This window comes from Bradyrhizobium sp. in8p8 (genome assembly GCF_000426845.1).
In the GTDB taxonomy this organism is placed as follows: Bacteria; Pseudomonadota; Alphaproteobacteria; order Rhizobiales; family Xanthobacteraceae; genus Bradyrhizobium; species Bradyrhizobium japonicum_C.
The window spans coordinates 444,104-469,534 of record NZ_AUGD01000003.1 but is presented as its reverse complement, the minus strand read 5'-3'; the positions used below and the strand labels follow the sequence as shown (position 1 = coordinate 469,534).

Annotated in this window: 24 protein-coding genes; 13 read left to right on the top strand and 11 right to left on the bottom strand. The window is 65.2% G+C overall.

The window, feature by feature from the left end:
* Positions 1–30 precede the first annotated feature (30 nt).
* Positions 31–405 (bottom strand): transcriptional regulator, encoded by a 375-nt coding sequence (locus K408_RS0112340; RefSeq protein ID WP_024338489.1) that lies wholly within the window; start codon positions 403–405, stop codon positions 31–33.
* Positions 392–1,009 carry a hypothetical protein gene (locus K408_RS0112335; RefSeq protein ID WP_024338490.1) on the bottom strand — a complete coding sequence of 206 codons (618 nt, stop codon included), beginning with the start codon at positions 1,007–1,009 and terminating at the stop codon, positions 392–394. Before K408_RS0112335 ends, K408_RS0112340 begins: the two co-directional genes overlap by 14 nt.
* 195 nt (positions 1,010–1,204) lie before the next feature.
* Between K408_RS0112335 and K408_RS0112330 the strand changes: the two genes are divergently transcribed.
* Positions 1,205–2,446 (top strand): S1C family serine protease, encoded by a 1,242-nt coding sequence (locus K408_RS0112330; protein ID WP_024338491.1) that lies wholly within the window; start codon positions 1,205–1,207, stop codon positions 2,444–2,446.
* 12 nt (positions 2,447–2,458) lie between these two features.
* Here the strand turns inward: K408_RS0112330 and K408_RS0112325 are convergent, their stop codons facing one another.
* The 3 genes from K408_RS0112325 to K408_RS0112315 all read right to left on the bottom strand — a co-directional run bounded on the left by K408_RS0112325 (position 2,459) and on the right by K408_RS0112315 (position 4,153).
* On the bottom strand, positions 2,459–2,737 hold the full coding sequence (locus K408_RS0112325) for a DUF3551 domain-containing protein (RefSeq protein ID WP_024338492.1): 279 nt from the start codon (positions 2,735–2,737) through the stop codon (positions 2,459–2,461).
* A gap of 91 nt (positions 2,738–2,828) precedes the next feature.
* A complete protein-coding gene (locus K408_RS37975) occupies positions 2,829–3,098 on the bottom strand; it encodes a DUF3551 domain-containing protein (protein ID WP_024338493.1) in 270 nt (89 codons plus the stop codon).
* Positions 3,099–3,178: 80 nt separating this feature from the next.
* Positions 3,179–4,153 (bottom strand): Bug family tripartite tricarboxylate transporter substrate binding protein, encoded by a 975-nt coding sequence (locus tag K408_RS0112315; protein ID WP_024338494.1) that lies wholly within the window; start codon positions 4,151–4,153, stop codon positions 3,179–3,181.
* Positions 4,154–4,278: 125 nt separating this feature from the next.
* Here K408_RS0112315 and K408_RS0112310 point away from each other — a divergent pair, with 125 nt between their 5' ends.
* Positions 4,279–4,689: a VOC family protein gene (locus tag K408_RS0112310; RefSeq protein ID WP_024338495.1), complete on the top strand. Its 411-nt coding sequence runs from the start codon at positions 4,279–4,281 to the stop codon at positions 4,687–4,689.
* A gap of 217 nt (positions 4,690–4,906) precedes the next feature.
* Complete coding sequence (locus K408_RS0112305) at positions 4,907–6,487, top strand: AMP-binding protein (RefSeq protein WP_024338496.1); 1,581 nt, start codon at positions 4,907–4,909, stop codon at positions 6,485–6,487.
* A gap of 94 nt (positions 6,488–6,581) precedes the next feature.
* On the opposite strand, the gene K408_RS0112300 is transcribed toward K408_RS0112305, so the two are convergent.
* From K408_RS0112300 to K408_RS0112290, 3 genes are all read right to left on the bottom strand, one after another.
* A complete protein-coding gene (locus K408_RS0112300) occupies positions 6,582–7,676 on the bottom strand; it encodes an HD-GYP domain-containing protein (protein ID WP_024338497.1) in 1,095 nt (364 codons plus the stop codon).
* 416 nt (positions 7,677–8,092) lie between these two features.
* Positions 8,093–10,378 carry a xanthine dehydrogenase family protein molybdopterin-binding subunit gene (locus K408_RS0112295; RefSeq protein WP_024338498.1) on the bottom strand — a complete coding sequence of 762 codons (2,286 nt, stop codon included), beginning with the start codon at positions 10,376–10,378 and terminating at the stop codon, positions 8,093–8,095.
* The gene (locus tag K408_RS0112290; RefSeq protein WP_024338499.1) at positions 10,375–10,866 is read right to left on the bottom strand and encodes a (2Fe-2S)-binding protein; all 492 of its coding nucleotides are present in this window, start codon (positions 10,864–10,866) and stop codon (positions 10,375–10,377) included. Before K408_RS0112290 ends, K408_RS0112295 begins: the two co-directional genes overlap by 4 nt.
* Positions 10,867–11,225: 359 nt before the next feature.
* Here K408_RS0112290 and K408_RS0112285 point away from each other — a divergent pair, with 359 nt between their 5' ends.
* The 3 genes from K408_RS0112285 (at position 11,226) to K408_RS0112275 (ending at position 13,180) form a co-directional block, all read left to right on the top strand.
* Positions 11,226–11,990 (top strand): alpha/beta fold hydrolase, encoded by a 765-nt coding sequence (locus K408_RS0112285; RefSeq protein ID WP_024338500.1) that lies wholly within the window; start codon positions 11,226–11,228, stop codon positions 11,988–11,990.
* Positions 11,991–12,014: 24 nt separating this feature from the next.
* On the top strand, positions 12,015–12,350 hold the full coding sequence (locus tag K408_RS0112280) for a hypothetical protein (protein WP_024338501.1): 336 nt from the start codon (positions 12,015–12,017) through the stop codon (positions 12,348–12,350).
* A 158-nt stretch (positions 12,351–12,508) separates the two neighbouring features.
* Complete coding sequence (locus K408_RS0112275) at positions 12,509–13,180, top strand: dienelactone hydrolase family protein (protein WP_024338502.1); 672 nt, start codon at positions 12,509–12,511, stop codon at positions 13,178–13,180.
* Positions 13,181–13,263: 83 nt separating this feature from the next.
* Here the strand turns inward: K408_RS0112275 and K408_RS0112270 are convergent, their stop codons facing one another.
* From K408_RS0112270 to K408_RS0112260, 3 genes are all read right to left on the bottom strand, one after another.
* Complete coding sequence (locus tag K408_RS0112270; RefSeq protein ID WP_024338503.1) at positions 13,264–14,004, bottom strand: polysaccharide biosynthesis/export family protein; 741 nt, start codon at positions 14,002–14,004, stop codon at positions 13,264–13,266.
* Between the two features lie 245 nt (positions 14,005–14,249).
* Complete coding sequence (gene msrA / locus K408_RS0112265; protein WP_024338504.1) at positions 14,250–14,906, bottom strand: peptide-methionine (S)-S-oxide reductase MsrA; 657 nt, start codon at positions 14,904–14,906, stop codon at positions 14,250–14,252.
* A gap of 175 nt (positions 14,907–15,081) precedes the next feature.
* Positions 15,082–15,399, bottom strand: a complete 318-nt coding sequence (locus tag K408_RS0112260) for a hypothetical protein (protein WP_024338505.1) — start codon at positions 15,397–15,399, stop codon at positions 15,082–15,084.
* 422 nt (positions 15,400–15,821) lie between these two features.
* Between K408_RS0112260 and rpsT the strand changes: the two genes are divergently transcribed.
* The 7 genes from rpsT (at position 15,822) to K408_RS0112225 (ending at position 25,128) form a co-directional block, all read left to right on the top strand.
* The gene (gene rpsT, locus K408_RS0112255; RefSeq protein ID WP_024338506.1) at positions 15,822–16,088 is read left to right on the top strand and encodes a 30S ribosomal protein S20; all 267 of its coding nucleotides are present in this window, start codon (positions 15,822–15,824) and stop codon (positions 16,086–16,088) included.
* A gap of 1,242 nt (positions 16,089–17,330) precedes the next feature.
* The gene (dnaA, locus tag K408_RS0112250; protein WP_024338507.1) at positions 17,331–18,740 is read left to right on the top strand and encodes a chromosomal replication initiator protein DnaA; all 1,410 of its coding nucleotides are present in this window, start codon (positions 17,331–17,333) and stop codon (positions 18,738–18,740) included.
* Between the two features lie 258 nt (positions 18,741–18,998).
* Positions 18,999–20,117: a DNA polymerase III subunit beta gene (gene dnaN / locus K408_RS0112245; RefSeq protein WP_024338508.1), complete on the top strand. Its 1,119-nt coding sequence runs from the start codon at positions 18,999–19,001 to the stop codon at positions 20,115–20,117.
* Between the two features lie 249 nt (positions 20,118–20,366).
* Positions 20,367–20,732: an endonuclease domain-containing protein gene (locus K408_RS0112240; protein WP_024338509.1), complete on the top strand. Its 366-nt coding sequence runs from the start codon at positions 20,367–20,369 to the stop codon at positions 20,730–20,732.
* An 89-nt stretch (positions 20,733–20,821) separates the two neighbouring features.
* Positions 20,822–21,958, top strand: coding sequence for a DNA replication/repair protein RecF (gene recF / locus K408_RS0112235; RefSeq protein ID WP_024338510.1), 1,137 nt, complete (start codon positions 20,822–20,824; stop codon positions 21,956–21,958).
* A gap of 108 nt (positions 21,959–22,066) precedes the next feature.
* Positions 22,067–22,810: a hypothetical protein gene (locus tag K408_RS0112230; RefSeq protein ID WP_024338511.1), complete on the top strand. Its 744-nt coding sequence runs from the start codon at positions 22,067–22,069 to the stop codon at positions 22,808–22,810.
* A gap of 158 nt (positions 22,811–22,968) precedes the next feature.
* Positions 22,969–25,128, top strand: a complete 2,160-nt coding sequence (locus K408_RS0112225) for a hypothetical protein (protein ID WP_024338512.1) — start codon at positions 22,969–22,971, stop codon at positions 25,126–25,128.
* Positions 25,129–25,431 lie beyond the last annotated feature (303 nt).

The window sequence follows — 25,431 nt, the reverse complement described above, 5'->3', positions numbered from 1 at the left end:
ACAAAGTCTCCGGGCAAAAAAGGGGGATGATCAGGTCGATGCGATGCCGAGGCGCCCGAGCGGCGGCGCCTCGCGGCCGGCGGCTTTCGCTGCGTCGCGCACCAGCCGCTCAAGCACGGCGAGATAGTCGAGGAAGCGCCGGCGGCCGGCCTTGGTCAGGCGGCAGGTCGTGTGCGGTCGGTTGCCCTCGTAGCCCTTGGTCACCTCGACCAGACCGGCCTCCTGGAGCACGGCGAGGTGCCGGCTGAGATTGCCGTCGGTCAGGCCGCAGAGCTGCTTGAGATCGCCGAAGGCAAGCCCCTTGGGATGCGCCATCAGCGAGGTCAACAGGCCGAGCCTCGCCTTCTCGTGGATCACGCGATCGAGTCCTTCGTAAGAGAAGGGCGCGCTGTCAGTCTTCGGCATCGTCATCTCCGGACGCGACATGCAGAATGGCCGCCATCACCGCCTGCCCGATCACGAAGGGCAGCCCCATGGTCCATGGCGACAGCGTGTGGGTTTGGCTCGCGAGCACCACGACCGCGAAGCCGGACAGGAAATACCAGGCGCCGGCGAGCGCGACGGTGCGCGGCAACGAGCGGATCGAGGCAAAAATGCCGAGCGAAACCAGGATCTGCCACAGTCCCGGGAGCAGCCACAACGTCTCGCTGGCGAACTTCCACATCACGACCGCGAGCAGCACGCCGGCAACGCCGGCCGGCAGGAACTGCTCGACCGCCTGATGGATCATGGCATCGGCAAGGCCTGAATGGTGACGGCGCGAGCGCGCGCGCATCTCGATCCCGATCATCAGTGCCGAGAGCGCGGCCGCAACGAACCAGCCGAGAAAGAAGCCGAGCGGCTCGCCGGTGGGATCATCCAAGAGCCAGAATTGCAGGACCGCGGTGATGAGCGCGACGGCGCCGGTCGCCGCCATGGTCGCCGGGCCGTACCCGCGGAATGCAGTGCCCGCAGCGATCTGGCTGCGGATCGCAACGATGTCGGAAAGTGCCTTGTCGAGATCGCGCATTGGCAATGCCAAACCTCGTTCCGCCCCCGGCATTGCGGGATGCAGGTTACTTTGTAATGCAAAGTATATGGCGCGGCAAAGCAAAGGCAAGGCCGAATGTCGCGCCGGGCGGATCGAAATTGCAGTAACAACTGCAGGTTGCGCGTACCCCGCCCTGACGGATAAGATGAACCCAAGGGCGTTCTGGGGGCTGGTATGTGGCTGAGATCGTTTGTGGTTGCGTTCGTTTTGCAGGTGAGTGTCTCCGCGGCCAACGCGGCGGGTCCGTTCGGAACCGTCAATGTCGGCAACTGGATCGGCGGCGCTTTCAGCAATGATGAGACGGGCGCCTTCTCCCATTGCGCGGCGACGGCACCTTACGCCAACGGGGTGAGTCTCGTCGTTGCGCAGAATGCGGCAGGCTCATGGCTGCTAAGCTTTGCCAGCCCCAGCTTTCGCTTCAACAAGGGCGATACGGCGCCCATCGACTTCATCTTCGATGGGCAGGAGCAGGCCAGACTGTTCGCGACCTCCAATGCACCCAACATGGTGACGACCATCCTGCCCCTCAACGTCGCTCGCACCTTCCAGAAGGCAAGCCTGATGGTGGTGACGACCAATGGCAGCAAGCCGCTCCAATTCGTGCTGACATCGACGGCGCCCTTGGTCGCTGCGCTGGCGAATTGCGTCACGCGGGTGAAAGCCGATGGGCTCAACAAGGCGGGAGATTTCGCAAAGGGCAGTGCGAAGCCTGCGGCCACGGCGGACAAGGCGGCGTCACCGCCGGCCAGCAAGTCCGGCAAGTCCAGGAGTGGTACTGGGTTCGTGGTCAGCGGCAATGGACACGTCGTCACGAACCATCACGTGATCGACGGCTGCAGCGACCTCAAGGGCAATCTGACCGGCGAGGCCGCGGTTGCGTTGCGCGTTGTATCGATCGATGCAATCAACGATCTCGCCCTCCTGCAGGCGCCGTCGACGGCGACGTTCAGAGATTTTGCTCGAATCCGCGACCGCTCGATACGCTCTGGCGACTCGGTCGTCGCGATCGGCTTTCCCTACCGCGGACTGCTGAGCTCTGACTTCACCGTGACCACCGGGATCGTGAGTTCGCTCAGTGGCATGCGGAACGATTCGCGTTTCCTGCAGATCAGCGCGCCCGTGCAGCCCGGCAACAGCGGAGGCCCGCTGTTCGACACCACCGGCCAGATCGTCGGCGTGGTCACGGGAAAACTCGACAATCTGCGGATTGCAGTCGCGACCGGTAATATCCCCGAGAACATCAACTTCGCCATCAAGACGGGCGCGCTGCGTGACTTCCTCGACAATTCCGTAGTGCCCTACCAGACCGCAGAGCCGAAGGGCGAACTGAAAACCACCGAGATCGCTGCCAACGCCCGGGCCTACACAATGCTGATCTCATGCAATGGCACGGGACAAGCCGATGCCAAGCGGTAGGCCGTGATTCCCTCAGTATGGCGCGACGGCCCGCACGTGCCGGTGCGGCCGCGGCTGAGGCGGCCGATTCAGCCCGTAAGCGAAACGAGGATTGCGACCGCAGAACAGCAGCCGGCCCGACACGCTGGCCTGGCATTGCTCGTAGGTGCTGTAGGCGCATTCGCCGGGATAGTCGTACTCGCCGCCCTGGGCACACCAGGGATAGTCGCAGGCCGCGGCCGGCGTAAGGCCGGCAAAGGCTGGCAGACAGATGGCGGCCAGCGCCGCCAGAGCGCATTGAACCCTGCTCACGAGCCGTCCTTCAGTGCAACGAGGACAGAGCGTCCCCGTTTGCCAGGTCGCGTCAAGTCACTTTCTCCGGATCGTGGAGCCAGTCGCCTCCCTAATAGGGCGCGTAGTGATCATGCCGATGCCGGCGCACCGGCCGCTGCTGGTTGTACGCCGCGCGCGGATTGATCCCGCAGGTCAGCAGCCGCCCGGACACGCTCGCCTGACATTGTTGCAGGGTCCGGTAGGCACATTCACCGGGGTAACCGTAGCCTCTTCCCTGGGCACACCAGGGATAATCATAGGCCGCGGCTGGACCGGTGCCGGCGACGCTGCCGACTCCCAATCCAGCCAGCGCGATCATTGCGAGCATTGCCTTGCGCATCTGCGTGCTCCTTGCCGGACGCTTCACGAATGAGGTCTCCTCCGGAGAACGCCGGCAAGGCCGCCAGGTTGCTATCCGGCCTACTCGACCTTCAAGCCCGCGAACTCGACGACCTTCCGCCACTTCTCGGTCTCGGCCTTGATCTCCGCGCCGAACGCCTCGGGCGTCTGCGCCCGCGGCTCGCCGCCGAGCTCCACCAGACGCTTGGCCATGTCGGGCTCCTTGATCACCGCGTTGACCTCGGCATTGAGCTTGGCGATGATCTCCTTCGGCGTGTTCTTCGGCGCCCCCATGCCGAACAGCGCGCTCGCCTCGTAGCCCTTCACGGTGTCGGCGATCGGCTGCACGTCGGGCAGCTGCGGCGAGCGTTCCGTGGTGGTGACGCCGATGGCGCGCAACGCGCCGGAGCGGACGTGCTGGATGACCGACGGCATGTTGTCGAAGATCACCTGCACTTGGCCGGCGAGCATGTCGGTGAGCGCGGGAGCGGCGCCGCGATAGGGCACGTGCTGCATCTTGCAGCCGGTCATGGCCATGAACATCTCGCCGGACAGATGCACCGAGGTGCCGTTGCCGGACGAGGCCATGTTCACCTTGCCGGGGTTGGCCTTCACGTACTCGATGAACTCGGCGACAGTCTTCGCCGGCACGTCCTTGTTCACGGTCATCACGTTCGGCACGCGCTGGAACGAGGCGACCGGTGCCATATCCTGCACGAAGTTGAACTTGAGGTTCTTGTAGAGCGAGGCGTTGATGTAGTTGGCGGGGTTGACCAGCTGCAGCGTGTAGCCGTCCGGCTCGGCGTTGATGACCGATTCGGTCGCGATATTGTTCCCGGCGCCAGGCTTGTTCTCGACCACGAATTGCTGGCCGAGCCTTTCCGAGAGCCGCTGGCCGATCAGCCGCGCCAGGATGTCGGTGGCCCCGCCCGGCGGATAGCCGACCACCCATTTCACCGGACGGGCCGGATAATCGGCGGCCAGGGCCTTCGACAGCGGGGTGGCTGCAAGCGGACTGGCGGCAAGCAGGCCCAGCGCGGTACGGCGAGTGATCATCTCGAGGGTTCTCCCAGTGTTGTTCTTGAAGGCCGATTGGCTTGAAGGTCGCGTCGATGCGGTTGTAACAAAGCTCGCCGCGGGCGGAAAGTGCGCGCGGGCGCGTCATGACGAAAGGATGAGACATGCCGATCAAGGTTCATGCCCTGGATCATCTGGTGATCAATGTCAGCGATGTCGCGGTGACCGCTGAGTGGTACCGCAAGATTCTCGGCATGGAAGTCAAGCTGTTCGACCCCGGCGGCGGCAAAGCGCCGCGCACTTTCCTCGAGTTCGGTAACCAGAGGATCAACGTCCGGCAACGCGATGCCGACAAGGTGGACTGGTTCACCGCCGGCCACCCGACTACCGGCAGCGAGGATCTGTGCTTCCTCACCTCCGCGACACCGGATGAGGTGGTGGCGCATTTGCAGGCACATGGCGTTGCGATCGAGGCCGGGCCGGGCCCGAGACAAGGCGCCCGCGGCACGCTGCGCTCGGTCTATTGCCGCGATCCGGATGGCAGCTTGATCGAGATATCGTCATACGAGGGTTGAGGCACTCTGGCGCCACCCACCGTCATTGCGAGCGTAGCGAAGCAATCCAGACTGTCTTCGCTGAGCGAGGCTGGATTGCTTCGTCGCAAGGGCTCCTCGCAATGACGGGGGAGATAGGGTGTGCCCCGCGATTGCGCCCCGGGCCATCCGGTGGCAGGAAGACGCAATAATCGATAGACAGCCCGCAGCAAGATGCAGGGCCGCACCGGGAGGAGCCATGCCAGTTCAACAGACCGCCGCCGGAATCGTGAGCCCGTTCGACGGGCTCGACGTGCCCTGGCTGCTCAAGCTGCGCGCCGAGGTCCGGCGTGATCATCCGTTCCTGATCTGGGCTCCGTTCGACGCGCCGGCGCGACGCTGGAGCTACGGCGAATTTCACGAGCGGGTCGGTGCGCTCGCGGCGGGGCTGGCCAGGCGCGGCGTCAAGCCGGGCCAATACGTGCTCATTCATCTCGACAATTGCATCGAGGCGATGCTGGCCTGGTTTGCCTGTGTCGAATTAGGGGCGATCGCGGTCACCACCAACACGCGGTCGGCGCCGGCCGAGATCGAGTACTTTGCCGATCATTGCGGCGCGGTCGCCGCGATCACGCAGCCGTCCTATGCGGACCTCGTTGCGCAGAACTGCCGCAACATCCGATGGATGGCGGTGATCGCGCATGACGCAGGCGCTGCGCCGGCGCAAGCGGTCTCGCGCGGTGACAGTTTCGAATCCCTGTTCGCCGACAGCGCCGACCGACCCAGGCGCGCGACTGATCCGCTGGCGCCGTGCAGCGTGCAATACACGTCGGGAACGACGTCGCGGCCGAAGGCGGTGCTGTGGACCCATGCCAATGCGCTGTGGGGCGCCAAGATCAATGCCGCGCATGAGGATCTGCATGCGAGCGACGTGCACCAGACCTATCTGCCGCTGTTCCACACCAATGCGCTGGCCTACTCCATGCTGGCGACGCTGTGGGTCGGGGCGACTTGCGTGATCCAACCGCGCTTCTCCGCCAGCCGGTTCTGGAGCGTCGCGCGCGAGCACGGCGCGACCTGGACCTCCACGATCCCGTTCTGCATGAAAGCGCTGCTCGAGCAGGAGATCCCGAACGACCACAAGTTCCGGCTGTGGGGCACGGCGATCAACGAGCCGCCGGCCTTCGCCGCCTTCGGCATCAAGATGATCGGCTGGTGGGGCATGACCGAAACCATCACCCACGGCATCGTCGGCGAGATCGACCAGCCCAACATCCCGATGTCGATCGGCCGGGCCGCGCCGGAATATCAGATCCGCATCACCGACGACGACGGCCGGCCGACGGAAGTCGGCGGCACCGGCAATCTCGCGATCAAGGGTATTCCCGGTCTGTCGCTGTTCGCCGAGTACCTGCACAACGAGAAGGCGACGCGCGAGAGCTTTGACGAGCACGGCTTCTTCCTCACGGGCGATCGGGTCGAGCGGCTTCAGAACGGCTTCATCAAGTTCGGCGACCGCGCCAAGGACATGCTGAAGGTCGGCGGCGAGAACGTCGCGGCCTCCGAGATCGAGCAGGTGATCGCGGTGGTGCCTGGCGTGCGCGAGGCGGCCGTAGTGGCGAAGACGCATCCGATGCTGGACGAGGTGCCTGTCGTCTTCATCATCCCGCAGGGCGGCGTCGCGGGCGCTGCGCCGGATCTGCATGATCGTGTGATGGCGGCCTGCCGCGCAGGCCTCGCCGACTTCAAGGTGCCGCGCGAGATCAGGCTCGTCGACGACATGCCCCGTTCCACGCTGGAGAAGGTGGCGAAGGCGGAGCTTCGGAAGATGCTGGGGTAGCCACAGTCGTTCCGGGGCGATGCGAAGCATCGAACCCGGAACCTCGAGATTCCGGGTTCGCGCTTCGTGCGCCCCGGAATGACGGATTAGATTGTCAGAACGATCCCAGTGCCACCGGCCGGAACGCCTGCAGCAGCTGCTGATCGAGCTTGCCGCCCATGCCTTCCATCATCGTGAAGGCGCGAGAGTGGGTGAAGGGCATGCGGTAGGCGCGCTTCTCCACCAGCGCGGCGTAGATATCGACGATCGTGGTGAGGCGCACGATGTCGCTGATCTGGTTCGACGACAGGCCGTTCGGATAGCCGGAGCCGTCGAGGAATTCGTGATGATGCAGCACGACGTCGAGCATTTCCGGCGGGAAACCGCCTTGCTCGGCAAGCGCCTCATAGCCGCGCCGCGGATGCTGGCGGACCTCGGCCATCTCCTCGTCGGTGAGCTTGCCCGGCTTGTCGAGCAGCCAGGCCGGAACGAAGGCCTTGCCGACATCGTGCAGCAGCGCGGCGCGGGTCAGGCGGCGCTGGTCGTCCTCGCGCATGCCGAGATGCTGGGCGAAGGCGACCGCGAAGCCGGTGACGAACAGGCAATGACGATAGCTGCCGACATGGTGGCAACCGACCGTGGTGAGCCATTCGCGCAGCGAGGAATGCTTGATCGCCTTCAGGATCTTGCTCTCGGCTGCAATGACGTCGTCGAAGGTCAGCGGCACCCCGAGCGGCAGCTTCTCGAACATCTTGGTGAGCACCGCGTGCGCCGCCTCGACGCCGCGGTTGAGCGTCTTGCCGCGATCGGTCGCGTCATAGGCGGCGGTGTCCGGGAAGGCGGCGCGAATGCGCTGCAGGATGGCCTCGGCCTGAAGCGGCCGCGAGATGGTATCGGTGGCCCCCAGCGCCCAGGCCTGCATGGTGCCATGATGCAGGGCGTCCGCGAGCACGAACAGCCGCGGCATCGAACGGTAGGCATCGCCGCGCAGCTTGTTGCGAACCCGCTGCACGCTATCGGGCGAGCGCAGGTTGATGTCGACGACGAGGCCGGAGAGATCGCGCGCCGGCTGGGCGGGGATGTCTTCCGTCTTCACCGTGGAGACGTCGCCGACCGCCGTCAGAATGCTGGCGAGCTCGCTGCTTCCGTCGCTGCGATCGGAGGCGAGAAGAAGCCGACGTTTGGCGGCGGGTTTGGCTGCGGCGTTCATGACTTCCCCAAGGCACGGGACGGGATTTGCCAGCAGCCTAAGACGGATCAGGTTCTCCGGGTCTTAAGAGGCGTGCTCAATGGAACCTTGGGGGATTGTGCTCAATTTTAGGGAATTCTGGTCCCGCAGCAGGGGGTCCGAACCAAGGCGCGAAAACAACCCCATGCACAGTAGAACTGGCACTGATAACAAAGGGGAATTTTGGATGCTCTCGGCACACCCTCCGCTGTCGTCGCCCGGCTTGACCGGGCGACCCAATACGCCGAGCTGGCACGGCTGGACCCGAAAGGCCGCGGCGTACTGGATGCCCCGCTTTCGCGGAGCATGACAGTGAGGGTGGGACTGTCACCGCGCCAAAGAACAATCCGCCGGAGGTTGGCCCTCCGGCGGATCGTCTCAAGCAGCCTTCATCAGCCTTACGCCCTCATGCTCGCCTTCACCGCCTCTGCCGTGATCGGCAGCGCCCGGACGCGGGCGCCTGAGGCGTTGAAGATGGCGTTGCCGATGGCGGGGGCGACCACCGTCACCGCGGGCTCGCCGACCCCGGTTGCCTTCTCGCCGTTGGCGATCACGGCCACCGCGATCTCGGGCGTCTGGCTCATGCGCAAGGGCGTATAGCCATCGAAATTGGTCTGCTCGATGCCACCGTCCTTGAGCGTCGCTTTCTCGTACATCGCCAGCGACAGGCCCCACAGCGCCGCGCCCTCGACCTGGGCGCGGATGTTGTCGGGATGCACCTGGGTGCCGACGTCGGTTGCGACCGTGAGCTTCTTCACGGTCACCGCGCCCGACGGCGCGACAGCGACATGAGCGACGCAGGCCGTCCAGCTCGCGCTGGCGCGCTCCTGCGACGACACGCAGGCAACGCCCATGCCCTCGCCTTTCGGCAATTGCCTGGTGCCGTAGCCCGACAGCCCCATCGCGGCGAGCAGCGTGTTGCGCAGCCGCTGCGCGCCGCCGTCGTTCTTGCCGGCGCCGTCGAGCAGCGAGATGCGGAATTGCGCCGGATCCTTGCCGGTCGCGGCCGCGATCTCGTCGATCATGCTTTCGACCGCCCAGAAGGTCCAGCCCGGCGCCACCGACCTGAGCTGGCCGGACGGCGTGGCGTTGTGCGCGAGTTCGTTCTTGATCGCGCGCACATAATGGTTGGGCACGGTGTAGAAGAAGTCCGCCCCGTTCACCGTGAAGGAATCAAGCGGCCCCTTCTTGTCGACCGAGGGCGTCAGGAAATCGGGGATTCCCCAGCGCGCGGTCGGCCAGGCCGAGACCACGTCGTGGCTGATCGCAATGAGCTTGCCGTCGCCGTCCACGCCGGCCTTGACCTTCTGGTAGGTGAGCGGACGCGAGAAATCCATCGTCATGTCGTTCTCGCGCGAGTAGATCACCTTGACCGGCTTGCCGACCGCCTTGGCCGCCTGCACGGCGGGAATCATCATGTCGGCATCGAGACGCCGGCCGAAGCCGCCGCCAAGCCAATGCTGATGCATGACCACGAACTTCGGATCGATCCCAGCCGCACCTGCGGCGATCGCGCCGGAGCGCGTCGCGAACTGGTTGCCGGAATAGACGTGCAGGATGTCGCCCCTGAACTCCGCGGTGGCGTTCATCGGCTCCAGCGGCGCGTGGATGTTGATGCTGGTGGTGTACTCGGCCTCCACCACCTTGGCCGCCGACCCGAAGGCTGCATTGGGATCGCCGTCCTTGACGAAGAACTGGCCGGAATCCTCGAGCTTCTGAAGCCGCTTGGCTTCGTCGAGCAGTGACTGGCTCGACACCTTGGCGTTCGGACCCGCGTCATAGGCGATCTTCAGCGCCTGCGCCGCCTTCCTGGCGTTGGCGTAGGTGCTGGCGACGGCGACGACCCATCCCGACGTCGTGCCGGTCTTGTCGTCGAGCGTGACTGCCTTGATGAAGCCCGGCACCTTCTTCGCCGCGCTGTCGTCGACCGATTTCACGGTGGCGCCGAACCGCACCGGCGGCGTGACCAACGCGCCATAGGCCATGCCGGGCAGCATCACATCGATGCCGTACTTGGCCGTGCCGTTGGTCTTGGAGGGAATATCAAGCTGCGGCACCGAGACGCCGATCATGGTGTATTGGTCGGGCGTCTTCAGCTTGATCGCCTTCAGCTCATCGGGCGTGAAGGTCTTGGTCGCCTTGCCGCTCTTGACGATCTCGGCGAACGACATCTGCTTCTTCGATTTCGGATGCACGATCATGGAATCGCGCACCACGAGCTCCGACGCCGGCACGCCCATTGCGGCGGCCGCACCTTCCGTCAGTGCCATGCGGCCGGCGGCGCCCGCGCGGCTCATGGCATCAAAATTCATCATGGTCGACCAGCTGCCGCCGGTGATCTGCGCGCCCAGGACGGGATCGTTGAACTTGGGGTCGTTGGAGGCGAGCGATACGCGCATGTCGCTCCATTTCGCGCCCAGCTCCTCGCAGACGAGCTGCGCCATGGTGGAGGCGATGTGCTGGCCCATATCGGCCTTGCCGCAGGTCACGGTGACGAGACCGTCCGGCGAGATCGCGTACCACACGCTCGGCTCGAAACTGGCCGGTGCCGCGGCAGCCGCAGCATCGATGCCGGGCAGCGCGGCATAGCCGAGCACGAGGCCGGTCGCGGCGGTGCCGACCAGGAAGGAGCGGCGGCTGAGATCGGTCGTCGCGGGGACGACGTTCTTCACGTGCTCGTTCATGTGGGCCTCCGCTCGCCGGAGGTGGCGGACGCGGTACGCATCTCGGATGCGGCGCGCATGATCGCCTTCTGGATTCGCGAATAGGTCATGCAGCGGCAGAGATTGCCGTCCATATGCGCGACCACTTCCTCCTTGGTCGGGTTGGGATTCCTGGCGAGCAGCGAGGCTGCCTGCATGATCTGCCCGGACTGGCAATAGCCGCATTGCGGCACCTGCTCGGCGATCCACGCCTTCTGCAAGGGATGATCGCCCTTGGCGGAAAGGCCTTCGATGGTGGTGATCTTCTTGCCGGCGACATCGCCGACCATGGTCTGGCACGAGCGCACGGCTTCGCCGTTGACGTGCACGGTGCAGGCCCCGCACAGCCCGGCACCGCAGCCGAACTTGGTGCCGGTCATCTGCAATTGCTCGCGGATCGCCCAGAGGAGCGGCGTGTCGTTCGCCGCATCCACGGACAGACTCCGCCCGTTGATGGTGAGTGTTGGCATAGGCGTCTTCCCCTGCCGGTGCATGAAGCCGCTTACGGCGGCGACTTGTACGGCGGACGCCCACCGGGCTGGCGTCAGCCTTGCCCGCGAGAATGATCGCGTTCAGGCGCGGAGGCAAATGCAAATTGGAACGAGTCGAAAGCAACGCGGCGCGGACAGGTTGTGCATTGCAAGAGCGGGGCTTGATGCAGCGACTGGACGCAACAGAGAGCGTTGGCGAACATGCGTGCCATCGTATCGAGGCAGTTTCTTTGAGGTAACTTGGCGCGTTAGAGTACAACCGCCGCCGCGGGCACGTCCCTTCTCCCTTGTGGGAGAAGGTCCAGCGGTGTCGCGGCGAGAAAAGAAGGGCGGAAGCAATGCCGAGGATCGATCGGGACGGCGTCGGAATCCACTACGAGGTTCATGGCGAGGGGCCACCGCTGCTGCTGACCCATGGCTATTCCTCGACATCGGCGATGTGGCATGAGCAGATCGAGGCGCTCGCGAAAGACCACAGGCTGATCTTGTGGGACATGCGCGGACACGGCCAGTCCGATTATCCCGACGATCCCGGCGCGTACAGCGAAGCGCTCACGGTCGGCGACATGGCGGCGATCCTCGATGCGGTCGGCGCAGAGCGCGCCATCATCGGCGGACTCTCGCTCGGCGGTTACATGTCGCTGGCGTTCTACCGCGCGCATCCGGAGCGCACCCGCGCGCTCTTGATCATCGACACCGGCCCCGGTTTCAAGAAGGACGACGCACGCGAGACCTGGAACGCAAGGGCACTTGCCACTGCCGACAGGCTCGATCGCGAAGGTCTCGATGTCCTGAAGGCGGCGACGCGCGAGCGCGCCACCGCCAGCCATCGCGACGCCAAGGGTCTCGCGCTCGCTGCGCGCGGCATGCTGACCCAGCGCGATGCGCGCGTGATCGAGCTGCTCCCCGAAATCAAGGTGCCCTCCCTGATCGTGGTCGGCGCCGACGACACGCCGTTCCTCGCGGCGTCCGACTACATGGCGGCCAAGATCCCCGGCGCACAAAAGGTCGTGATCCCCGCGGCCGGGCACGCCGTCAACATCGACCAGCCCCAGGCTTTTGTTGACGCGGTCGTGCCTTTCCTGAAGAACTTGCCGGCATAGGTCGATCAAGCAAGGGCATTGGCGATGAAGCGGGCGATACTGGCAGCGGGCGCGACGTTGCTGTCGATATCTGCGCAGGCCGAACCGTTCGGCGCCATGCCGCCGCGCCAGCCCTTCGTCACGACCTTGTCGAACAACACGCCGCTCGCCTTCGGCATGGATGCCGGAGAGACCGCGCGTGCCCTCGGCCAGCCCCTTCAATATGTGCGTGGCCGTCCCGGCAACGAAATCTATCTCGCGCTGCGCAACATCGGCGGCAGCGGATTGCTTCCCCACCGCCACCGCCTGTTCCTGCAGTTCCGTCATGGACGGCTGGCAGGATGGAAGGAGGATTACGGCGAGAACTGGATGTGGGAGTGAGGTGCCGCCCCTCATCTGAGGAGCTTGCGCAGCAAGCGTCTCGATGATGAAGGCCCGGCTCTGCCGTCTCGGCCTTACATCCTTCGAGACGCGCGCAGGTGCGCGCTCCTCAGGATGAGGGGAAAGAGACAGGTTCGTAACAACTGGAAGGATACCCCGTGGGACAGGACATCAAGCTGACGGCCTCCGACAATTTCCAGCTCGGCGCCTATCGCGCTGATCCCGCAGGCAGCGCGAAGGGCGCCGTCGTGGTGATCCAGGAGATCTTCGGGGTCAATCACCACATCCGCTCGGTCTGCGACCGCCTCGCCAAGGAGGGCTATGTCGCGATCGCACCGTCGATCTTCGACCGGACGTCGCCGAACTTCCAGTCGGGCTATTCGCCCGACGAGATTGCGGAGGCCCGCAAGTTCGTCGCCAATCCGGACTGGGCCGCGATGCTGCGCGACACGCAAGCCGCGATCGATGCCGCGAGGAGCGTCGGCCCCGTCGGCATCATCGGCTTCTGTCTCGGCGGCAGCATCGCCTTCCTCGCGGCAACGCGGCTCTCGGGGCTGAAGGCCGCGATCGGTTATTACGGCGGCGCGGTGGTGCGCTTTGCCGACGAGACGCCGAAGGCGCCGACGCAGCTGCACTTCGGCGAGAAGGATGCCGGCATCCCCTTGACCGACGTGGAGACCATCAAGTCGAAGCGGCCGGATGTGGAGGTCTTCGTCTATCCGGGTGCCCAGCACGGCTTCCATTGCGACGAGCGCGCCAGCTACGACAAGGCCAGCGCCGACGTCGCCTGGCCGCGCAGCATGGCGTTCTTCGCGAAGCATTTGAGATAGGCGGACACGCTCGCTCCGGCCGTCATTCCGGGGCGTGCGCAGCGCGACCGCGGAATGACGAAGGTGACAGGCGATCTGAAACCTTAAAACCAGCGCTCGCCGACGAACACGGTGTCGCCGGGGGCGAGGGGCGTGCCGAGCGGCACCACGGCGCGCATCGAGGCGCCGTTCTCGCTGTGCGTGACGGTGACCATGTCGCGCTTGGCGCGCGGCGAGAAGCCGCCGGCGATGGCGACCGCACTCTCGACGGTCATGTTCGGCACGTAAGGATACTGGCCGGGCGCGAGGACCTCGCCGAGGATAAAGAAGGGACGATAGGTCTCGATCTCCACCGCCACCGAAGGCTCGCGGATGTAGCCGTTGCGCAGGCGCGCGGCGATCTCGCCGGCCAGCCCCGCCGTGGTGCGGCCGCGCGCCGGCACCGCGCCGATCAGCGGCATGGTGATGGAGCCGCCGGCGTCGATCGCATAGCTGTTGGTGAGACCTTCCTGGCCGTAGACGACGACGCGAAGCTTGTCGCCGGCGTCGAGATGATAGGATGCGCCTTGGCGCACCGTCATGGGCGCGGAGTAGCCGACCGGCATGGGTGCGGGCGAAGCTGCAAAGGAGTTGCTCAGCGCCGCGATGGCGCCACCGCCGTTGTTGGCAACGACGACCGGCTGCGGCGCATTGTAAGGCTGGCCATAGGCCATGGAGTCGAGATCGGGACGCGGCTGCATCACCGCGACGGGACCGGTCGTCTGCACGCAGCCGCCAAGGGCAAGCGCGGCGGACGCTGCCAAGGACGCCAAGTTCGACCATCGAAACGCGCGTGCAACCGGCACCGGACCTATCCCTCGAAACGAGACAGCTTCAGTGATGCACCGGTTATGGTTAATAAAGCGTTGAGTGAGGCTGCTCTGCAAGCAGGGCGGTGCGCCCCTCTCCCGCTTGCGGGAGAGGGTTGGGGAAAGGGCATCTCCCCAAAGGGACTATCCCCTGGAGGAAAGAACCCTCACCCGCATTGCATCTCACGATGCGATGCGACCTCTCCCGCAAGCGGGAGAGGTGCGGCGAGCCCGGAGCCGACTTACGCGCTCACACCGACGCCAATCGGGCAGGACACACCGGTGCCGCCCAGGCCGCAATAGCCGGCCGGATTCTTCGCCAGATATTGCTGGTGATAGTCCTCGGCGAAGTAGAACGCGCCTGCGGGCGCGATATCGGTCGTGATGGCACCAAGGCCTTTTGCAGCAAGCGCCTTCTGGTAGAGCGCCTTGGATTCCTCGGCCGCTTTCTTCTGTGCATCTGAATAGGTGTAGATCGCGCTTCGATATTGCGTTCCGATATCGTTGCCCTGACGCATGCCCTGCGTCGGATTGTGGCTCTCCCAGAACGTCTTCAGGAGCTTGTCGTAGGAGATCTTATTCGGATCGAACACGACCAGCACCACTTCGGTATGAGCGGTGCGGCCCGAGCAGACTTCCTCATAGGTCGGGTTCGGCGTGTGACCGCCGGCGTAGCCGACGGCAGTCACGTGGACGCCGTCACCAAGCTCCCAGAACTTGCGCTCGGCGCCCCAGAAGCAGCCGAGCCCGAACACCGCCTGCTCGAGACCGGCCGGATGAGGCGGCTTGAGCTTGGCGCCGTTGACGAAATGGGTGGTCGCGGTGGGGATGGCCTGTGCACGGCCCGGCAGCGCTTCGGTTGCGCTCGGCAATGCGGTGGTCTTGCGCATGAACAGCATGACGGATCTCCGAGACGAGCTGTCCGTCGCGTGAGCCAGACACTCAGGCGGCGCGCTCGCGATCAGGTGGGAATATAGGCATCTACGCAGCAAGGGGCAGCCGTGTTACGCGGCTGCCAGCTCGGAGGGCTCAGTCCCGGCGATAGATTGAGATCAATCCCGGCGGAATTGAAGATCAATCCCGGGAATAGCCGATCAACGGCTTGCGCGGCCGGAACAGGATCATCAGCAGGATGCCGAGAATGCCTAGGACGGCGAAGACCGGCTGATCCAGCACGAGGCGGATCACCGAGGTCCATAGCCAGGGCGCCTTGGCCTCGACCCAGGTGCGGAATGCCGCCTGGCTGGCCTGATTGATGTCGTTCCAGAACTGGCCGAACCGGGTGAACTGGAGGGTCTGGTCGGCCACCCAGCGGGCGCCATCATAGACCATGAAGATGAACCCGCCGGCGAGCAGCAAGAGCCCAATCAGTCGGAAAAAGCCGCGGATCATGCCTCACCTGCGATGGTCGTCCGATCGGACAACCTTTTCGGAACGTTGCCAGCCAATAACCGGGCGACGGCAGAAATTCAACCTCTTCAGGGCGTTAGGGCGCGCGCCAAGCCGCCAAAGGCAGGATTTCCAGCTCCCGAAAGCGTTGACGGTGCCGAAGACCCTGACTATAAGGGCGCCGACTGGCGGTGGGCGCAATCCTGCCGCCGCTGTTCTTTGAGCAGTTGCAGGCGCCTTGAGCTTCAAGACTCTCTTGGGCTTGAAACTCTTTGGAGCCTCAGAGACAGCCGCAAGGCCGTCGCTCATGTTCCGGGAACGGCCCAGCAACCGAACACCCTAAATCCGAGCGTCGATTACGCGGTCAAGCAAGCCGGCGCTACCCGACCAAGACGCGACCGGTACCCGCAAAGGACATTGAGACCATGGCCAATACCACTTCCGCCAAGAAGGCGACGCGCAAGATCGCCCGCCGCACCGCAGTCAACAAGTCGCGCCGCACCCAGATGCGCGGTGCCGTGCGCACCGTCGAGGAAGCCATCAAGAGCGGCGATCGCGCCGCTGCCGTGAAGGCACTCGCGACTGCCGAACCCGCCTTGATGCGCGCCGCCCAGCGCAACATCATTCACAAGAACAACGCCAGCCGCAAAGTCTCGCGCCTCACCGCGCAGATCGCCAAGCTCGCGAAGTGATTTCGCCAAATCATCTCGCGGCTCTCATCTGATCGGTCGATCCGGTCAGCGCGTCAAATAGCCCGGCATCGCGCCGGGCTTTTTTGTTGACTGTCATATGCAGGCAAGCAGTCGCGCCAGGCCTGATGCTCGCTTGGGCGATTTGCTGCGTTATTCTTCTTCCGTACTTCTACCTGCCGACATTCTGCAACAGTGGAAACTTCACTGCGTTGCAAAACCCCTGTGCTGCGAGCTCGAATTGAAGCGGCGGCCGACGAGAGTTCTGCACACCGTGAATTCACCGGAACGCGTGTGGCGCTGGAGTTACCCTGCAAAACGAGTCTCGAAAACCGATGACTCAATAATCACTTATCAACATAGCAGCGACAAGCACTTGGAAAATACGTCCGCACGTCGGGCGCGTGACGGTTTTTTGAAAAAAAGTCGGCGGTGACTGAGAATTGTCACACGATGCGCGGCCTTCTCGATTCTGTGCACGGATTCAAAAACATACCTTGCGGCCTGTGAACAACTCGCGCGCGGCGTTAACCGACGTCAAGTTTTTTTGGTGGCTCAACAGTGAATCAATTCGTTGCGAGTCTTTCCGCTTAGTGTATTCCTTAGGTCGTCAGCGGCGCCCACGATCTTCAGACCAGCGCGGTTTAGGAAACGGGGCGAGCGTGCAAATCGGCGGCGGTGTGCACGTAGGCGACGCTTCAACAAGCGATGGCGGTTCAAAACCCATAGCAATATGGGAATGGTAGCTCTTTGTCTGAATGTCTCCAAGCGGGATCTTCCCGCTCGCGCCAAGCGCGCACAGGAGAGACATCGCAACGCTACCCCGGCACGCAAGGCGGCGAAGCCGAGCGGACGACTAGTACATTGGGCAGGCATCCGCGACAGGAGTACGGCGCGGTTGTCTTCAGGACACGCAGGACCTTGTCGTGAGTGATCACGGCAGGACGGGGAGGTATCATGTCTTACGGACTCAACGCGGTATTGAAGCACGTTTCCTATTCCAACGATGCCGTTCCAGCTCCGTCTGATCTCCAGCCTCCCGCGTGCGACGGAGCGCCGAGTACGCGCTGACCTCGCGACCCCTCCATCTCCGACATCGCTGATCTGACCCGCGGCGCTCGCGCCGAACGGTCGAGCCATGCCAGACGATGGAATCGCTCGAGGTCGCGCCAGTTCAGGGCCGTGGCAGGGACCCTGCATGGCGCTCACAACGCAACTATATCTCTCAAGAGAAGTTTTCTGACGATGACAATGGAACAGGATCGCTGGTCACGCGTGAAGGGTCGGCTGCGCTCGAGCGTTGGCGAGGACGTGTACACGAGCTGGTTTGCACGCATGGATCTGGAAGGCGTGCAGGACGAGAGCGTGCGGCTCTCGGTGCCGACGCGGTTCCTGAAGAGCTGGATCCAGGCCCACTATGCCGAGCGCGTGCTGTCGTGCTGGCAGGCCGAGATGCCGGAGGTGCATCGCATCGACCTGACGGTCCGATCCGCCGTGCGCCCGGCCGCGCAGCCGAAGGAAACGCCGGCGCCGATCGAAGCACGCCGCGCGCCGACGCCGGAATTGCGCTCGACCGCGACCGCGCCGGTCTCGGCCAACCACGACGCGCTCGGCGGCTCGCCGCTCGATCCGCGCCTGACCTTCGCGAGCTTCGTCGTCGGCCGCTCCAACACGCTGGCACATGCTGCTGCCCGCCAGGTCGCCGAAGGGCGCCGCGGCGATCCCGTCATGTTCAACCCGCTCTACATCCATGCCGGCGTCGGCCTCGGCAAGACGCATCTGCTCCAGGCGGTGACCTGGGCCGGCAACTCCGGCAGCGAGCGCAAGGTGCTTTATCTCACGGCCGAAAAATTCATGTACGGCTTCGTCGCTGCGCTGAAGACGCAGACCGCGCTGGCGTTCAAGGAAGCGTTGCGCGGCATCGACGTGCTCGTGATCGACGATCTCCAGTTCCTGCAGGGCAAGTCGACCCAGGCCGAGTTCTGCCACACGCTGAATGCGCTGATCGACGCCGGCCGCCAGGTCGTGATCGCAGCCGACCGTCCGCCGTCCGATCTCGAAAGCCTCGACGATCGCGTGCGCTCGCGGCTCGCGGGCGGGCTCGTGGTCGAGATGGGCTCGCTCGGCGAGGAGCTGCGCCACGGCATTCTCAAGTCGCGCGTCGCAGCGGCCCGCGCCCATCATGCGACGTTCGAGGTGCCCGAGGAGGTGCTGCTTTATCTGGCGCGCACCATCACCCATAACGGCCGCGACCTCGAAGGCGCGATCAACCGTCTGCTCGCGCATTCCAAGCTCAACAACCGTCCGGTGACGCTGGAGATGGCGGAGCACGAGGTCCGCGACCTGGTCCGGCCGCAGGAGCCCAAGCGGATCAAGATCGAGGACATCCAGCGCGTGGTGGCGCGGCAGTATAATGTGAGCCGCTCCGACCTGCTCTCCTCGCGCCGCACCGCCAATGTGGTCCGCCCGCGCCAGGTGGCGATGTATCTCGCCAAGACGCTGACACTGCGCTCGCTGCCGGAGATCGGCCGCCGCTTCGGCGGACGCGATCACACCACCGTGCTGCATGCGGTGCGCAAGATCGAGGCACTGGTCTCCAAGGATACCGCGCTCTCCGAGGAAGTGGAGTCGCTGAAGCGCCAGCTTCAGGAATAAAGGCCCAGGCTTCCGCCATTCTCCCGCCGCTCCGGCTTGCCCGGGCGGCGGTCTTCGTTCCGGGCGGTAAATCGTGGGGGAACTGCCCTCCATCCCTTGAATCCGTGGGCCATCCGGGCCACCTTGTGCGGCCCTGACAGCTTTGGTCATATCGGCTGGATGATCCGGCTTGGTCGGGGTCTTCGGTGCCGTGGCGCGCGTCCCGCCGCCCGGCCTTCTCAACGCTGTGTTTTCCTTGGGGATCGGGCGAGTAGTGCAATGAAGGTTACGGTCGAACGCGCGCAACTGTTGAAGTCGCTGGGCCATGTCCACCGCGTGGTCGAGCGCCGCAACACGATCCCGATCCTCGGCAACGTGCTGGTGCGCGCCGAGAACGCGAAACTGTCGCTGAAGGCGACCGACCTCGACCTCGAGGTGACGGAGACGCTGCCGGCGGAAACCGCGACGGCCGGCTCCACCACCGTGCCGGCGCACATGTTCTACGACATCGTGCGCAAGCTGCCCGACGGATCCCAGATCGTGCTGGAGGCGGACGGCGACCGCGCGGTGCTGGCGATCCGTGCCGGCCGCTCGCGCTTCACCCTGCAGACGCTGCCAGAGAACGATTTCCCGGACCTGGCCGCCGGCGACATGTCGCATTCGTTCTCGCTCGCCGCCAAGGACGTCAAGCGGCTGATCGACCGTACCCAGTTCGCGATCTCGACCGAGGAGACGCGCTACTACCTCAACGGCATCTATCTGCACGCCGCCGGCACGCCCAAGGCCGCAACCCTGCGCGGCGTCGCGACCGATGGTCACCGCCTCGCCCAGCTCGACCTGGTGCAGCCCAAGGGCGCCGAGGGCATGCCCGGCGTGATCGTGCCGCGCAAGACCGTCGGCGAGGTGCAGCGCCTGATCGAGGACACCGAGGCAGAGATGACGATCGAGCTGTCGCAGGCCAAGATCCGCTTCACGATCGGCAACGTCGTGCTGACCTCGAAACTGATCGACGGCACCTTCCCCGATTACGGCCGCGTCATCCCGCAGAACAACGACAAGGAGCTCGTCGTCGACAAGAAGGATTTCGAGAACGCGGTCGATCGCGTCTCGACCATCTCCAGCGAGCGCGGCCGCGCGGTGAAGCTGTCGCTGTCGGCCGGCAAGCTGGTGCTGTCGGTGACCAACCCGGATTCAGGCAGCGCGACCGAAGAGCTCGAGGTCGAATACGCCTCCGACGCCCTCGATATCGGCTTCAACTCCCGCTACCTGCTCGACATCGCCGCCCAGATCGAAGGCGACGTGGCCGTCCTGAAGCTCGCCGACCCCGGCTCGCCGACCCTGGTGCAAGACCGCGACGACAAGAGCGCGCTCTACGTGCTGATGCCGATGCGGGTGTGAGGGGCGTGGTCCCTTCCCGGCGGAGACTGCCTTTAGAATCGAACGCGATGCTCGTTGATGCGCCCTCTCCCCCTGCGGGAGAGGGCATCTCCGCTATCGGCCAAGACATCACTCGGGTGAGGGGTCCTCTCGCGGCACCTTCTATGTGGAGGCAACCCCTCCCCCGCCGCCGCTTCGCGTCGGCACCCTCTCCCGCAAGGGGAGAGGGTGAAGGCACCGCGCCCCAACACCTTTCAGAATGAACACCCGATGCCGAATGACCCGCATCATCGGCCGATTGCCAATCATCTTCGCCAGTTCGCGAAGAACATGCGGCACGAGCCTACGGACGCGGAAGCGGCTATGTGGCGATTGCTGAGGGATCGCCGGCTATCGGCTTACAAATTCCGCCGACAGGTCCCGATCGAGAACTACATCCTCGATTTCGTCTGCTTCGAGAAACGCCTCGTGATCGAGATCGACGGCAGTCAGCACGCGGAATCGCAGCGCGACGCAGTTCGAGACGCAGCACTTTCCGCTGAAGGTTTCTCAATCGCCCGCTACTGGAACAATGACGTGCTGCAACAGCCCGCTTCTGTGTTGGAGGATCTCCTTGCAAAGCTCGGCGCGCGGTAAGATACCCCTCACCCGTCGCCTCACTTCGTGAGGCGCCACCCTCTCCCACAAGGGGAGAGGGGAAGAATCGCGTTCATGATAAAGAACTGATGACCCCCTCCCGCATTCATCGCCTGACGCTGACGCATTTTCGCAATTATCGGGCGGCGGGGCTCGAGACGGCGGCTGACATGGTGGCGCTGGTCGGGCCGAACGGGGCGGGCAAGACCAATTGCATCGAGGCGATCTCGTTCCTGTCGCCGGGACGCGGCTTGCGGCGGGCGACGCTGGAAGACGTCGCCGACAATCAGGGCGACGGCTCCTGGGCTGTCTCCGCGCAGGTCGAGGGCGCGCTGGGGCTCGCGACGCTCGGCACCGGCATCGACGCCCCGCGCGCCGATACCGCGGCCAGCCGGCGCTGCCGCATCGACCGCGAGCCGGTAGGTTCCGCCAGCGCCTTCGGCGACCATATCCGCATGGTCTGGCTGACGCCCGCGATGGACGGGCTGTTCATGGGGGCTGCGTCGGAACGGCGGCGCTTCTTCGACCGCCTGGTGCTCGCGATCGACAGCGAGCATTCCAGCCGGATCAACGCACTCGAGCGTTCCCTGCGTTCGCGCAACCGCCTGCTCGAGACACGCAATTACGACGACCATTGGTGCGGCGCGATCGAGCGCGAGACCGCCGAGCTTGCGGTCGCGGTCGCGGCAACGCGCGGCCAGACTGCTGCGCGTCTCACCGGCATGCTCAACGCGCGCGCGCAACAATCCGCCTTCCCATCTGCCCAGATCGCGCTCGACGGCTGGATGGAGAACGCGCTGCTGACGGAGACCGCGACCTCGGTCGAGGACCGCTACCGCCAGATCCTGCGCGACAATCGCCCGCGCGATGCGATTGCCGGCCGCACCACCGACGGTCCGCATCTCACCGACCTCCAGGTCGTCTATGCGCCGAAGGGCATGCCGGCGCGCGATGCCTCCACCGGCGAGCAGAAGGCGCTGCTGATCGGCCTCGTGCTGGCGCATGCGACGTTGGTGGCGGAAATGACCGGCATCGTGCCGCTGCTGCTTCTCGACGAGGTGGTCGCGCATCTCGATCCGAGCCGCCGTGCCGCGCTGTTCGATGAGCTGAAGAAGCTCGGCGCGCAGGTGTGGCTGACCGGTGCGGACCCTGTCGCCTTCGCCGAGATTGGCGCGGGCGGCGAAGTGTTTGACGTCGAGAGCGGACGAGTCTCGGCCCGCAGATAGGCCCTTGCGTTGAACCCGCTTGTTGACGGCCGCGACTAGCTGGTTGAGGCCGCGAGCAGCGGTCATCGCGCTGGATGTCGGACAGCGCGACATCCTTGGAGCATGAGCATGGCGGCGGTGGGGCGTGGAGCGCAAGCTCCGGCACGATGGCAACTTGTTGCGTGCGGCCTTGCGCTCCTCGCAAGCTGCCTGCTTGCGGCCAGCGCCGGCGCCTTCGTGTCGAATCTGCCGCCGCTGTTTTCGGCCGCGCTCACGCGCGATCCCGATGCCAGGTTGCCCGCGCCGACCCGCTACAGCTATCGAGGGATCCACACCACGGTGATACCCGGCATCGAAGCTCCGCTCCGGACCAGGCTCGAAGCCCGCGTGCCCGCAACGCTCGGTGACGTCCTCGCCTTCTACCGTGCCGAGCTTGGAAAGCTCGGCTGGCAGGAGCAGCAGGACGTCGCATGGGTCGGCGCCGATCATGCGCGTCTCGCCTTCGTCTCTCCGATCGGGCCGGCGGCACTGGAGCTGGCGCGCAAGGACGGCGGCACGGCGGTGCAGCTCGTGCAGAAGAATTCGGAGGTCGCGACGCGCGCGAACGTGCTGCCCGAGCCCGGCCGGGCCAAGCTGGTGTTCAGCAATATCGGCGAAAAGGAAGCCGTGCTCACGATCGACGAACGATCCATCTCGCGCCAGGCCGGCGCCAACGCCGTCGCGCTGGACCTGCCGCCCGGCAGATACGCCTACGGCGTGAGCGTGCCCGGCCGCCCCGCCAGCACGAACATGCTTGACGTCGCAGCCGGCGATACCTGGGAGCTCACGGTCGGGCGCGCCGGCGAGCCGTGGCCGCCGCTCCAGCTGTATTGAGCCTGAGCCGCGCTTCTGTCCACGCCCGGCACTGGCCGGACGCCCTGTTGAACCTCTCCGGTTCCCGCCGCGACTTCTCGTCTGAGGCCGCGCGCCGCAGCGCCGCAGCCCGCCAATGCGCAGGGCATGACCCGCGCGAACATCCAGGAGTTTCGACGATGCCGATGATCCGGCGCGGGACGCAAGTCCCGGCAAGATGGCTGCTGCTTGCCTGCGGCATTCTCGCGATGGCGGGCGCATCAGGTCCCGCGCGCGGGGCCGACGAAGGCATCGTCGACGTCCATAAGCTGCCGCGGCTCGAAGGCGCAACGGAAGACACTTCGCGCGCCGATCCCCATCGCGTGGTCTATTCCGTACCGACCGCCGTGACCGTTACGTCTGACGCGGCCAGGAAGCTGCTGAGCGTCGAGGGCTGGGTGCCCTATGTCTATCCGCTGGACGAGAAAAGCACATCGCTGAGCTTCAAGAAGGGACGGCAGGGGCTGCGCGTCTCCTTCACGCAGACGCGCGGCCGTCCCGATCAGTCCGCCGTGTCCTACACGCCGAACCGGATCTATTCCAACGTGCCGTTTCCGGACGGTGCGACCGAACTCGTGTTCGACGAGACGCGGCCCTATCTCGGCTGCATCGCGCCCGGCACGCTCGATGCGACAGCGGCCTTCTTCACCAGGGAGATGGCGACAATCGGCTGGCGCAAGCTGACGCTAGAAGCGGCGGCACGCTGGCCGAATGCGAATCTCGGCGAGACAGTGCCGAACGGGGTGCGCGTCTTCTACGAGCATCCCGGCGGCGACACGACGCAATTCTACAAGCAGAAGCCGGTGATGCTGACACTGACGCGGCGCGAGGACGGTCGCACCAATGTCGAAATCCGGGTGGCGCCGTTTGCGTTGCCCGAGGTGCTCGAGGCCGATGACGACATGGCCGGCCTGCCGCGACCCAAGCCGACCAGATCTGCGAGGGGACTTGGCAGCACGAACTCCAACAAGCGCGAGATGTCGGCCGCAGCGATGGCCGAGCTGCCCGCCGTGCTCGCCTTCTATCGCCGTGAGCTCGCGGCGCGCGGCTGGCAGGAGGACGGCAACGCCCCGCTCGCGCCCGGCGACGAGGTCGCGGTCAGGATCTCCTCGGCGGAGGAAACCGGCATGCTACGGCTTGGCCGCAAGTATGATTTCACCATGATCAACGTGACCGCCCAGGTGAAGGAATCAGCGCTCGCCGCCCGCGCCAGGGCCAAGAAGGAGGCCGACGCGAGATTCCTCGGCGATGCCTTGAGTGCGGCCCAGCAGCTCATCGCCGCCGACGAGAGCAGGCGCAAGGCACAATCCGCTTCCCTGTCGGATGCGCCTCTCAATGCACTATCCGACAGCAAGACGCCGGTGCCGCTGCCCGAGAACGCCGAAAGCGTGAACTTCGAGGGCGGCAACGGCCGGCTGGAGTTCTCCTCGGCTTCGAGCGTGAAGGCACTCAGCACCTTCTATCGCTCGGCGTTGAAGAGCTCGGGCTGGAGGGAGCAGCCCTCCGTCATCAACCAGCCCAACATGGCGGTGATGGCCTTCTCCAAAGGCGGCAAGTCGATCTCGATGACCGTGATGCAGATGGGCCCGAAGGTGAAGGTCCGCGCCGACGGATCGGGCCTGGTGACCGAAGCGGCCAAAGCTGCGAGCAGCGCCGAGGCGCAGGCCAAGCCCTCCGAGCCCCTCAAGCCCGACTCCGAATCACCACTTCCAGTACCGACGCAGCGTTCGTCGAAATCGCTTGGGACTTCGAAGATTCCGGGCAGCGATGCGCCGCTCCGCCGCGAGCTGACCGCCAGCATCCCGGCGCCGCTCGACGACGTCCTTGCCTTCTACCGTGCAGAACTGTCCAAGCTGGGCTGGCAGGAAAAGACCAACGGCGCGGCCGCCTCTGCAGAGCATGCGCAGATCGACTACACCTCGCCGCAAGGCCCGGCGGTGCTCAAGCTTGGCCGCGCCAAGGGCGAGACCACGGTCACTCTGGTGCAGAAGAACGCGGATGCCGCGGCCAAGGCCGACATGATGCCAAAGCCGGGCCAGGCCAGGCTCATGTTCGGAAATATGGGACCGAAAGAGGCGTCGCTGACGATCAACAGGCAGACTGTGAAGATCGCGGCCGGCGCCGGCGGCCCGCAATCGCCGAAGGGTCCGATTCTCGACCTGCCGCCAGGCAAGTACCAGTACGCCCTGCGCGTGGACGGGCACCCGGCCCGCACCGAGACCCTCGCCGTGGCCGCCGGCGAGGCCTGGGGCCTCCTGGTCGGGCCGAGCGGAGACGTGCTGCCGCTTCAGATGTATTGAGCCGCGACCAACAACGTGCACTCCCTCACCCGCCGGCGGGCGAGGGAGCGGGGTACGAAGCAGCTCCCCAGGCACTTCGGAACCTGCCTTTCCGCCCCGCTGAATCCACGTTTTTCGACGCCTCGGGCGAGCCGTCGAATCGCGCTTTTTGCAGCGCCCAGAAACGGCTTTCCAAAGCCTTGAAAACCGGCCTAAAACCCCTATCTGATCAAGGGGTTGCGGGCGGATACTTTACGCTAGGCGCAATCCTCCTTTCGTGGCACAAACAGCCCTGCAAATCAGCGCCTTTTGCGCCGCTGATTC

Coding starts and splice junctions, on each gene's coding strand:
- K408_RS0112340 (WP_024338489.1), bottom strand. CDS start 405: ATGCCGAAGACTGACAGCGCGCCCTTCTCTTACGAAGGACTCGATCGC.
- K408_RS0112335 (WP_024338490.1), bottom strand. CDS start 1,009: ATGCGCGATCTCGACAAGGCACTTTCCGACATCGTTGCGATCCGCAGC.
- K408_RS0112330 (WP_024338491.1), top strand. CDS start 1,205: ATGTGGCTGAGATCGTTTGTGGTTGCGTTCGTTTTGCAGGTGAGTGTC.
- K408_RS37975 (WP_024338493.1), bottom strand. CDS start 3,098: ATGCGCAAGGCAATGCTCGCAATGATCGCGCTGGCTGGATTGGGAGTC.
- K408_RS0112315 (WP_024338494.1), bottom strand. CDS start 4,153: ATGATCACTCGCCGTACCGCGCTGGGCCTGCTTGCCGCCAGTCCGCTT.
- K408_RS0112310 (WP_024338495.1), top strand. CDS start 4,279: ATGCCGATCAAGGTTCATGCCCTGGATCATCTGGTGATCAATGTCAGC.
- K408_RS0112305 (WP_024338496.1), top strand. CDS start 4,907: ATGCCAGTTCAACAGACCGCCGCCGGAATCGTGAGCCCGTTCGACGGG.
- K408_RS0112300 (WP_024338497.1), bottom strand. CDS start 7,676: ATGAACGCCGCAGCCAAACCCGCCGCCAAACGTCGGCTTCTTCTCGCC.
- K408_RS0112295 (WP_024338498.1), bottom strand. CDS start 10,378: ATGAACGAGCACGTGAAGAACGTCGTCCCCGCGACGACCGATCTCAGC.
- K408_RS0112290 (WP_024338499.1), bottom strand. CDS start 10,866: ATGCCAACACTCACCATCAACGGGCGGAGTCTGTCCGTGGATGCGGCG.
- K408_RS0112285 (WP_024338500.1), top strand. CDS start 11,226: ATGCCGAGGATCGATCGGGACGGCGTCGGAATCCACTACGAGGTTCAT.
- K408_RS0112280 (WP_024338501.1), top strand. CDS start 12,015: ATGAAGCGGGCGATACTGGCAGCGGGCGCGACGTTGCTGTCGATATCT.
- msrA (WP_024338504.1), bottom strand. CDS start 14,906: ATGCTGTTCATGCGCAAGACCACCGCATTGCCGAGCGCAACCGAAGCG.
- K408_RS0112260 (WP_024338505.1), bottom strand. CDS start 15,399: ATGATCCGCGGCTTTTTCCGACTGATTGGGCTCTTGCTGCTCGCCGGC.
- rpsT (WP_024338506.1), top strand. CDS start 15,822: ATGGCCAATACCACTTCCGCCAAGAAGGCGACGCGCAAGATCGCCCGC.
- dnaA (WP_024338507.1), top strand. CDS start 17,331: ATGACAATGGAACAGGATCGCTGGTCACGCGTGAAGGGTCGGCTGCGC.
- dnaN (WP_024338508.1), top strand. CDS start 18,999: ATGAAGGTTACGGTCGAACGCGCGCAACTGTTGAAGTCGCTGGGCCAT.
- K408_RS0112240 (WP_024338509.1), top strand. CDS start 20,367: ATGCCGAATGACCCGCATCATCGGCCGATTGCCAATCATCTTCGCCAG.
- recF (WP_024338510.1), top strand. CDS start 20,822: ATGACCCCCTCCCGCATTCATCGCCTGACGCTGACGCATTTTCGCAAT.
- K408_RS0112230 (WP_024338511.1), top strand. CDS start 22,067: ATGGCGGCGGTGGGGCGTGGAGCGCAAGCTCCGGCACGATGGCAACTT.
- K408_RS0112225 (WP_024338512.1), top strand. CDS start 22,969: ATGCCGATGATCCGGCGCGGGACGCAAGTCCCGGCAAGATGGCTGCTG.